This is a genomic window from Catenulispora pinistramenti (genome assembly GCF_018274385.1).
Classification (GTDB): Bacteria; Actinomycetota; Actinomycetes; order Streptomycetales; family Catenulisporaceae; genus Catenulispora; species Catenulispora pinistramenti.
Genome location: NZ_JAAFYZ010000362.1, coordinates 1 through 6,290 on the forward strand (window position 1 = coordinate 1; position 6,290 = coordinate 6,290).

Genomic DNA, 6,290 nt, shown 5'->3' on the forward strand with positions numbered 1-6,290 from the left:
GCTCGGGGGCGGCGGCGGGCGTGTCACTCTCCACCTTCACGACGCCCCGCGCCTGCCGTGCCGCCTCGGCCACCGCGGCCAGATCCGCACCGGTGGCCGCGGTGACGGCGGCGGCCACCGCGCCCTCGACGAACGGGGCGTCCACCAGCAGCACGTCGGCGCGGGGATAGTCCTCCAGCACCGCCAAGGTGGTGAGCACCGAGCTGCCCAGGTCGGGCAGGACTATCACCCCGGCGCCCCGGTCGGCCTCGGCGATGGCCGCCACTATGCGGTCGTAGCTGGTACCCAGGCCGCCGTCCTCGGTGCCGCCGGCCACGGCCACCGGTACCCGGTCCGAGCCGATCTGGGCCAGCAGTTCGCGCAGACCCGTCGCCAGTTGGGCACTGTGGGATACGAGTACGATGCCGATGGACTGGTTCATGAACGGTGATACTAAATCTCGGAACGCTGTTCAGCAATACTGAAAGCGGCTGCGTGCCGAGTACCGCTGAACGCGGGCGGATGGACGCGGCCGCTGGACGCGGCCGAGTGCGGCGCTACTGAAGGCGAGGGTCGGCGGATGGTGCAGTCGGTGCAGCGTGCGGTGCGCGTCCTGCGGGAGCTCGCCGCCGGTGGTCCGCGCCTGGGCGTGACCGAGCTGGCCGAGCGGGTCGGCGTCGCCAAACCCACCGTGCACGCCCTGCTGCGCACGCTGGAGGGCGAGGGCCTGGTCGTCCAGGACTCCGAGACCGGCCGCTACCAGCTGGGCCCGGGCCTGTTGCTGCTGGGCAACGCCTACCTGGACACCCAGGAGCTGCGCGCCCGCTCGCTGAGCTGGTCCGACACCCTGGCGACGCGGGCCGACGAGGCGGTCTGGGTCGCGGTGCTGACCGGCGACCACGTCTTCGTCGTGCACCACGCGTTCCGCCCGGAGGGCGTCGTGCAGATCCTCGAGGTGGGCGCCAGCATCCCGTGGAACACGTGCGCGCTGGGCAAGGCGATCGTCGCGTTCCTGCCGCCGGAGCAGCGCGAGACGCTGCTGGCCGGCGACCTGTCGGCGCTGACCGGCTCCAGCATCACCGACCCGGCCGCGTTGTCCCGGCAGTTGGACGAGGTCGGACGGACCGGCCACGCGCTGGAGAACCAGGAGTCGGCCCTCGGCGACGCCGGGATCGCCGCGCCGGTCTTCGACCGCAACGGCGTGGCCGGGGCGATCGGCGTCATCGGCCCGGTCGAGCGGGTCCTGGACGAAGCCGCACGTCAGGACCATATTGTGGCGGTGCGCGAGGTGGCGCGGCAGATCTCGCGCGAGCTCGGCGCCGGCCGGGGCGGTGCCCGGGTCGCCCGGCCCTGATCCCTTGACACCGGCGGGCACCGGGGTTAGCTTCCGAACATCGTTCAGTGATGACGAACAGAAGTCGGCTGGGTAAATCTCTGCCGGTGGACGCTTGGGTCCCCCGCAAGCTTGGGTCCCCCGCAAGGAGGTGAGACGCCGCCAGCGGCGGCACGCTGACCTGGTGCGACGTGCCCGGCTATATCGCCGCATAGATCGCAGGCGGGAGACTCGTTGTAGGGGCGATCGCCGGGGCCGCCCGTCCCGCCGTCCCGTTCGCCCGCACGTCCGCCTGTCCGTCGCAGTGTCCTCCGAAGGAGTCCCGGCATGAAGAAGCTGATCAACTCTCCCGATACCGTCCTGGACGACGCGCTGGCCGGCGTCGCGGCGGCCCATCCCACGCTGAAGGTGGACCTGGAGGCGCGGATCATCACCCGGGCCGGCGGCCCCTCGGTCGGCAAGGTCGCCCTGATCTCCGGCGGCGGCTCCGGGCACGAACCGCTGCACGGCGGCTTCGTCGGCCCCGGCATGCTGCACGCGGCGTGCCCGGGTGAGGTCTTCACCTCCCCGGTCCCGGACCAGATGCTGGCCGCCGCCCAGGCCGCGGACGGCGGGGCCGGCGTGGTGTTCGTCGTCAAGAACTACACCGGCGACGTGCTCAACTTCGAGATGGCGGCGGAGCTGGCCGGGGACGACGGCATCGAGGTGGCCACCGTCCTGGTCGACGACGACGTCGCGGTCAAGGACTCCACCTGGACCGCCGGCCGCCGCGGCACCGGGGCGACGGTGTTCGTCGAGAAGATCGCCGGGGCGCTCGCCGAACAGGGCGCCGACCTGGCCTCGGTCGCCGAGATCGGCCGCCGGGTGAACGCCGCCTCGCGCAGCTTCGCCGTCGCGCTGAGCCCCTGCACCACGCCGGCGGCCGGCAAGCCCGGCTTCGAGCTGGCCGAGGACGAGATGGAGGTCGGCGTCGGCATCCACGGCGAGCCCGGCCGCAGCCGCGAGAAGCTCGAACCGGCCGCCGCGATCGTCGCCCGGTCGCTGGACGCCATCTTCGCCGACCAGCCGCTGGCCGCGGGCGAGGAGACCATCGTGATGGTCAACGGCCTCGGCGGCACCCCGCTGATCGAGCTGTACGTCGCCTATGCCGACGTCGCGAAGTACTTCGCCGAGCGCGGCGTGCGCATCGCCCGCAACCTGGTCGGCAACTACATCACCAGCCTGGAGATGGCGGGCGCGTCGTTCACCGTGTGCAAAGCCGACGAACAGATGCTTGCCTTGTGGGACGCGCCGGTGAACACCCCGGCCCTGCGCTGGGGCGCGTAAGGCGCCTGGGCGCATAGCCGCCCAGCCGCCCGCTACCCCGCCAGACCTCGGACAAAAGGAGTCGACCGGTGGACATCCACCAGACCCGGACGTGGGTACGGTCCATAGCCGCGGCCATGGACCAGCACAAAGACCACCTGACCCAGCTGGACTCGGCCATCGGCGACGCCGACCACGGGGTGAACATGCAACGCGGCTTCACCGCCGTCGTCGCGGCCCTGGACGGCTATGAGCCGGCCGGGGTCGGCGACGTGCTGGTCAAGACCGGGACCACGCTGATCTCCAAGGTCGGCGGCGCCGCCGGTCCGCTGTACGGCACCTTCTTCCGGGCCACCGGCAAGCAGCTGACCGGGCCGGTCGCCGACGCCGAGCAACTGGCCGCGGCGTTCGACGCCGGGCTCGCCGGGGTGCAGAAGCTCGGGGCGGCGGTGCTCGGCGACAAGACCATGGTCGATGCCCTGGCTCCGGCGCTGGAGGCGTTCGGCGCCGCGGCGCGCGCCGGGGAGGACGAGGCCACCGCGGCTGAGAAGGCCGCCGCTGCCGCCGAGACCGGGGCCAAGGACACGATTCCTCTGCAGGCGCGCAAGGGCCGGGCGTCCTATCTCGGCTCCCGCAGTATCGGGCACCAGGACCCCGGTGCGACCTCCGCCGCGCTGATCTTCCGGACCCTGGCCGAGGTGCTGAAGCCGTGACTCGACTGACGTATGTCGGCCAGTCGGCGTCTGGGGGTACGGCGCTGGGGGTGCTGCGCCATACCGATGTGGTGCCGGCGGCCTTGGGGCAGCGGGGTTCGGGTGACGTCGGCGGTGCTGGCGGTCCGGGTGATGCCGACGGCGTTGGCGGCCCGGGCGCCGCCGGTGCGGACCCGGTCGCAGAGGTCACCGACGCGTTCGACGCGGTGGCCGAGCAGTTGGCCGGGCTGGCGCGCACACTGCGGGACTCCGGGCAGACCGACCTGGCCGACATCGTCGAGGTCGACGGCTACATCGCGCAGGACCAGGAGTTGCGGGGCGCGGCGCTGCGGCAGGTGCGGGCCGGGGAGCCGGCTTCGCGCGCCGTCGTCCAAGCCGTGCAGGAATACGGCACCATGCTCGCCGCCCTGGACGATCCGATGCTGGCCGAACGCGCCGCCGACGTGCGCCAGGTCGGCCGCCGCGTCCTGGCGCACCTGGCCGGTGCGGGCACCGGTGCCGGGGCAGGGGCCGGCGCCGGTGCCGCATCGGCAGCGCCGGACGGCCCGGTGGTGCTGGTCGCGCACGAGATCGGCGCCGCGGACCTGCTGGAGTACGGCGATCTGGTCGTCGCGGCCGTCTCGCTGGTCGGCGGGCCCAACTCGCACGCCTCGATCATCGCCCGCTCGCTGGGGATCCCGCTGGTGCTGGGCGTCAGCCCGGCGGTGCTGAACCATCCGGACGGCACGGAGGTCCTCATCGAGGCCGAGGGCCCGTCCGTCGTCGTGGATCCCGAGCCGGGGGAGCGGCAGGCGGCGGTCGCGGTGATGGCGGCGGCGCGCCGGCGTCGCGAGGTCCTGGCCGCCGAGCGCGACCTGCCGTCGCAGACCCTTGACGGCCGAGCCGTCGCGCTGCGCGCCAACGTCGCCACGGCGATCGAGACCAAGGCCGCGAACAACGCCAACGCCGACGGCGTGGGCCTGCTGCGTACCGAACTGCCGTTCCTGGACACGCACAAATGGCCCACGGCGGATCAGCACACTGCGGTTCTGACCCCGATCCTCAGCAAGCTGGCCGGGAAGCCGGTGACGGTGCGGACGCTGGACTTCGCCGACGACAAGTTCCCGCCGCTGCTCGCGGACAAGGCGGTGGACGGGCACCTGGGCCGGGGCCTGCCGTACATGCTCGCCGCGCCACAGGCCTTCGCGAATCAGTTCCGTGCGATCCTCACCGCCGGAGCCGCGTGTGATCTGCGCATCATGATTCCCATGGTGGCCACGGTCGATGAGCTGGCCTCGTGCGCGCGGATCCTGGCTGAGGTCGCCACGGAGCTGGGAGTGCCGACGCCGCCGATCGGCGCGATGATCGAGCTCCCGGAGGCAGTCGAGATCGCTTCCGAGCTGGCCGGCCAGGCGGGCTTCTTCTCCATCGGCAGCAACGATCTGACCAGTCAGGTCCTGCGCCTGGACCGGCGTGACCCGGCCGTGTCCCCGGCGCTGGCCGCGCATCCGCGGGTGTTGCAGGCGATAGCGCGCACTGTGACGGCGGCACACGAGCGTGGCCTGAAGGTATCAGTGTGCGGAGATGCCGCTGCCCATCCGCTCGTCGTCCCGCTGCTGATCGGTGTGGGGTGCGACGTGTTGTCGGTGGCTCCCGCCGCGTTGGACGAGGTCAGGGTACGTATTCGGCGGCTGGACGCGCGGGTGTGCGCCGAGGTGGCCGCCGAGGCGATGGGGTTCGAGACGCTGGAGAGCGTGCAGCGCGTGGTGCGGCAGCGCTGCTGGCCTGAGATGCCTTGAAGCGGCGAACCATTTACACACACGGGAGAAATCTATGGTGGCCTTCGGGCTGGGCCTGGCGGCCGTGGGACGTCCGGGGTACATCAACCTGGGACGTGCCGACGACCTGCCCGCCGACCGCTCCGTCGAGGCGATGCGATCGCGTGCGCACGCGGTGTTGGACGCGGCCTACGCGGTCGGGATCCGCTACTTCGACGCCGCCCGCTCCTATGGCCGCGCCGAGGAGTTCCTGGCCGGCTGGCTGCGTTCGCACCCTGATATCGACGACGTCGCCATCGGCAGCAAGTGGGGCTACACCTACACGGCCGACTGGCGCGTCGACGCACCGGTGCACGAGGTCAAGGACCACAGCGTCGCGGTGTTCACCCGGCAGATCGGCGAGACCCGCGCGCTGCTCGGCGATCGTCTGAACCTGTACCAGATCCACTCGGTCACCCCGGACAGCCCGGCGCTGACCGATCAGGCGCTGCACCGCCGGCTGGCCGCGCTGGCGGCTCAGGGCGTACGAATCGGGCTGTCGACGAGCGGGCCGCGGCAGGCTGAGGCGATCCGGGCGGCGCTGCGGGTCACGGTCGGCGGGAGTCGGCTCTTCGAAGCGGTTCAGGCTACGTACAACGTGCTGGAGACCTCCGCCGGGCCGGCTTTGGCTGAGGCGCATGAGGCTGGGTGGACGGTTGTCGTTAAGGAGGCGCTGGCTAACGGGCGGCTTACTGATGCGCACCTGGCCGATGCGGATCTCGCCGGTGCGGATCTCGCTGAGCAGCCGCATGATGATTCGGTATTGGCCGCAGTCGCATCGAAGGCGTCGGCGACGGTGGACGCCGTGGCGCTGGCTGCGGTCGCGGTTCAGCCTTGGGCCGACATCGTGTTGTCGGGCGCGGCCACTGTGGCGCAGTTGGAGAGCAACGTGGCTGCCGCACGCCTGCACTTGGCGGCTGATCAGCTGGAGCAGCTTTCCGCGCTGGCTTTGCCCGCGTCGGAGTACTGGGCGCAGCGGTCGCGGATGGCTTGGGCGTAGTGCCGTGTCAGACAACGTTTGCCCTGGTGATGACTTGGCCTAGAACGCTAATGAAGATCTTGTGATGGGGGGCCGTCCTCGTGTGGGGCGGCTCCCTCGATCATGTGGTGGTGCTCAGTGCCCAGGTGCCGCTGGTGTGGTGGAGGCCGAGGTTGACCAGTCGG

6 protein-coding genes are annotated in these 6,290 nt (G+C 71.6%); 5 read left to right on the top strand and 1 reads right to left on the bottom strand.

The genetic code is table 11. The features are described from left to right. The coding region (gene dhaM, locus KGQ19_RS46690) for a dihydroxyacetone kinase phosphoryl donor subunit DhaM (protein ID WP_212021750.1) at window positions 1-421 on the bottom strand (421 nt) is incomplete at its 3' end. 138 nt (window positions 422-559) lie between these two features. On the opposite strand from dhaM, the gene KGQ19_RS46695 reads away from it, so the two are divergent. The 5 genes from KGQ19_RS46695 to KGQ19_RS46715 all read left to right on the top strand — a co-directional run bounded on the left by KGQ19_RS46695 (window position 560) and on the right by KGQ19_RS46715 (window position 6,126). Further along, window positions 560-1,333 (top strand): IclR family transcriptional regulator, encoded by a 774-nt coding sequence (locus KGQ19_RS46695; RefSeq protein ID WP_212021752.1) that lies wholly within the window; start codon window positions 560-562, stop codon window positions 1,331-1,333. Between the two features lie 306 nt (window positions 1,334-1,639). Continuing rightward, the gene (gene dhaK, locus KGQ19_RS46700) at window positions 1,640-2,638 is read left to right on the top strand and encodes a dihydroxyacetone kinase subunit DhaK (protein ID WP_212021754.1); all 999 of its coding nucleotides are present in this window, start codon (window positions 1,640-1,642) and stop codon (window positions 2,636-2,638) included. 68 nt (window positions 2,639-2,706) lie between these two features. After that, entirely contained in the window at window positions 2,707-3,330 is a 624-nt protein-coding gene (gene dhaL / locus KGQ19_RS46705) for a dihydroxyacetone kinase subunit DhaL (RefSeq protein ID WP_212021756.1), read from the top strand. Then, window positions 3,327-5,108 carry a putative PEP-binding protein gene (locus KGQ19_RS46710; RefSeq protein ID WP_212021758.1) on the top strand — a complete coding sequence of 594 codons (1,782 nt, stop codon included), beginning with the start codon at window positions 3,327-3,329 and terminating at the stop codon, window positions 5,106-5,108. The genes dhaL and KGQ19_RS46710 overlap by 4 nt, the downstream gene beginning before the upstream one ends. 34 nt (window positions 5,109-5,142) lie before the next feature. After that, window positions 5,143-6,126: an aldo/keto reductase gene (locus KGQ19_RS46715; protein ID WP_212021760.1), complete on the top strand. Its 984-nt coding sequence runs from the start codon at window positions 5,143-5,145 to the stop codon at window positions 6,124-6,126. Window positions 6,127-6,290 lie beyond the last annotated feature (164 nt).